The organism is Bartonella rochalimae ATCC BAA-1498 (assembly GCF_000706645.1).
GTDB lineage: Bacteria > Pseudomonadota > Alphaproteobacteria > Rhizobiales > Rhizobiaceae > Bartonella > Bartonella rochalimae.
The window spans coordinates 727,642-731,490 of the sequence record NZ_KL407337.1 but is presented as its reverse complement, the minus strand read 5'-3'; the positions used below and the strand labels follow the sequence as shown (position 1 = coordinate 731,490).

General features: G+C 34.7%; 2 protein-coding genes. Both read left to right on the top strand.

The features are described 5' to 3' along the window. Positions 1-1,917, top strand: a 1,917-nt coding sequence (locus O99_RS03160; RefSeq protein ID WP_035006720.1) for a Vomp family autotransporter, incomplete at its 5' end; no start/stop codon positions are given. A gap of 633 nt (positions 1,918-2,550) precedes the next feature. Continuing rightward, positions 2,551-2,724: a hypothetical protein gene (locus O99_RS06830; protein ID WP_153300829.1), complete on the top strand. Its 174-nt coding sequence runs from the start codon at positions 2,551-2,553 to the stop codon at positions 2,722-2,724. Positions 2,725-3,849 lie beyond the last annotated feature (1,125 nt).

Sequence of the window (3,849 nt, the reverse complement as noted above, 5' to 3'; positions counted from 1 at the left end):
TATACATCGAAATATTTTGGAGGTGGTGCGGATGTTCTGAGTGGTAAAGCACCAACCTATACCATTAATGGCTCTAAGTATAATGATGTTGGTTCAGCATTTAAGGGTGTTGATGGTTCTATGAAGGATATTCGTAATGAAATCACTAATATCACGACGAATAGTCTTGTTCAGCAAGATATAGATACGAAACTTATCACCATTGGTGCAAGAAGAGGCGGCACTAAGATTGATATTTCAGATCGGCCAGGAAAAGATAGAACTCTTTCTGGTGTAAAAGCTGCGGTACAAGGCAATGAAGCTGTTAACAAAGACCAACTTGATAAAAGTTTAAGAGAGATTAACAAAGATTTTGAGACTATGAGTGCTGCTGCAGTTCTTTACGATAAGAGGCCAAATGGTAGTATTGATTATAAAAACATTACTTTAGGTGGACAGAAGAGTAAGGGACCAGTTGCTATTCATAATCTTAAAGATGGTGTAATTTCTAATGAATCGAGTGATGCTGTTAATGGAAAACAGATTAATAAACTCTCTGGAGATATTGCGAACATTTTTGGTGGTGGTACAGAATTCAGCAATGGTGCTTTTACGCGACCAGTTTATGATTTATCGCATGTGACAACGGAAGGAATTGTAACAAGAAAGATCTATAATGATGTTGGTTCGGCTTTTGCAGGGCTTGATGCGAATATTAAAAATGTAAATACGCGCGTACAGTATGTGATTGACGACTTTAATGACAAAATTGCCAATATTTCTAGTGATGCTTTGTTATGGAGTGAAAAAGAAGGAGCTTTTGTTGCACTTCATGGATCTAAAGGCCAAGCAAAACAAAATAGCAAACTGACATTTCTTTTAGATGGGGAAATTGATATTAATTCGACAGATGCTATTACAGGGAAACAGCTTTTTCAGATGAGTAACAAGCTTGCTTCTTATTTTGGTGGCGGTGCTAAATATAGAGATGGAGAATGGACAGATCCTACTTTTACGATTTATAAGTTTGGTGCCAATGGTTCTACTTCTGCGGTCTATAAGGATGTTGCCAGTGCTTTTGCTGGTGTGAATGGCGGGATGTCCATTTTAAATGACCGAATTAAAAAGCTTGAAAAGCAAGGCGGACAAGGTGGTCCTGGTTCAGATGCTTTACAATGGAATGAAGAAAAAGGCGCTTATGATGCAAACCGAGAAGGAAAGGACAGTAAGATTACTGGTGTTACAAATGGTAAAGTTGAAAAAGACTCGAAAGAGGCAGTTAATGGTGGGCAACTTTGGGATACCAACGAACGCGTTACGAATGTTGAAAATAAAGTAGACCATATGTCTAACACGATTAACGGTATAGCTGAGAATACTGTTCAATATGACAAAGATGCAAATGGCAAAAAGACCAATAAAATCACTTTAGCAGGAAGTGATGCTGGGCAACCTGTTGTCATTGACAATGTTGCAGATGGTAAGATTGAAGCAGGCTCGAAAGAAGCAGTTAATGGGGGGCAGTTACATGACTATACCAAGCAACAGATGGAGATTACTCTTGACGATGCAAAAAAATACACAGATGAAAAGGTCAAGAATATTGTTGTCGATGCTATTGATGACGCGGTAGAGAAGGCAAAAGACTACACGGATATGAAGTTTGATGCTTTAAATTATAACATTGAGGGAGTCCGAAAAGAAGCAAGACAAGCTGCAGCAATTGGTTTAGCAGTCGCTAACTTGCGGTATAACAATATTCCTGGTGCATTAAGTGTTGCATTTGGAACTGGTTTATGGCGTAGTCAATCTGCTCTTGCTTTTGGTGCTGGTTATACATCTGTAAATGGCAATATCCGTTCTAATGTGTCTGTGACAGGTGCGGGAGGTCATTGGGGTGTTGGTGCAGGAGTCAGCTTTACCTTGCCAGTGCGTTAATAGTCTATAGAAGCGCACGGTATGATTATCGTGCAGCGATATTAAGAGAAATGCATTAAGATTAAGACGGATATTTTCTTAAATCTCTTTTACGTCTTTCCTTCAAAAATGAGGGAAGGGCGTAAGTTTTTTATAAAGAGAAAACTCTATAGATTAATAGAGCAATCTTTTCTTTTATAGAATTTATTTTGTAATCTTATTCACAATAAATACATGATCTGATTTTGTTGGGATGTCTTTTTTTAATTAAGGGATTCATATTTATTTTTTTGCTTTCTATGCTCTATATTGGTTCTCTCATTATGGGCTATTAAAGATAAAGCAGACTATGTTTGGAAATGTGAAGGATTTTTCTATGTTTTGTAGAGGTTATTGTGTGTATCGAACAGTTATCCAATAATTCTTAATTTGAGTGAAGAGGCAGTAGACTTTTTGAATAAAGAAGTGTGAGTCTAAAATTTTGAATTCAAGTATTATTATAAATCAAGTATTATTATAAATAAAGTCTTATTCTAGATGCTTCTGGTGTCGGTGTCTCAGATATATCTTAAGGCAATTCATTCCTAAAAATACGATTTTGGCGGAATCAAGATAAGCTCAGATGTTTCTATTGGTAGATTCGATTGAAATATTATGAGAATTGAAGATTTTATAATTGGTGAGAATGTGCTGGTAAATAATGATGGTAATAAAACTATGGAAAACCTAAATAATCATTTCGATAATATCGAAAAGAAAATAAAGCATGATGATTTAAGTGGAATGCAGGGACCTATGAGGTCATGTCATAATGGTGCAGCATGGTAAATGAGCGGTGTGGCAGATGGTAAAGTAGAAAAAGGCATTGAGTGATGTGGTTACAGGAAATTAGCTTTGAAAAAATCAAAAAGCGGATGATCTTGAAAACACATTTGAGAGTTTAGTTCAATACAATAAAGACGAAGATAGCAAGAAAACCAAAAAATCACTTGAGCAGGAGAAGATATAAATACTCCTGTTATGATGAAGATATGGACAATGATAAAGTCACGAAGAATCTGAAAGAAGCTATTAATGGAGAACAATTGCATGAAAAACTAAAAAATGTTCTCGATGATGCAAAATGCTACTTCTAAAGCTAAAGATTATACCAATATGAATTTTGAAAGCTGAATTATAATATCAAGAGTGTAAAAAAGAAGAAAAATAAACACTATCGCGGTTATTAATTCGTTCTAAGAGATCAGCTTTAAAACTAAGCATAACAAAAATACGGCAATATCAATTTCCATTTATCTTCACTGCTAAAGACTCTCCTTACACTACCTCTATAACTCCTATCAGAAGATTCTTAGAGCATAAAAGAAGACATCTATATTCACCCCTCAATTCGAATAGATACACTGAATAAGAAAAAATAATCCTTGAAATTTTATTCTTTGTGCTCTATGCATTGAAATAAAATACACGTATAGAAAACAACAAAACCCCCAATTGTATACTCAACTGAGGCTAACATAACAAAAAACACTAAAGGAATCAGAATAAGCTAACTCCAGGAAACAGAATCACTCTTATCTTAAAAAATATCTATAAACCCTATACAACATCCATAACACAGATCTCTCTTCTTAAATTTAGCGCCTAAACCTTAATATAACGTAAATATGTCTTTTTAATGTCAATCACTCTAACCAAAAAATTTTTATAAAATGCACCAAACCCTAAACCAAAAAACTACAATCTCATTAATTGAAGAATTCTTAAAATGACTACTACCTCATCTCATGTTCTTCAATAACCCCTAAATGTGTCTTTTTGATGTCAAAAAAACATTTTTTATTATTGGAGGATTTCTTATGAAAAAATCATATCTTATCTTAAAAAGCGGTGATTTAAGGGGATATTCTTTTTCTCGTCGTTCACCTTTGTTGAAAGCTGCTTCATTAGGAA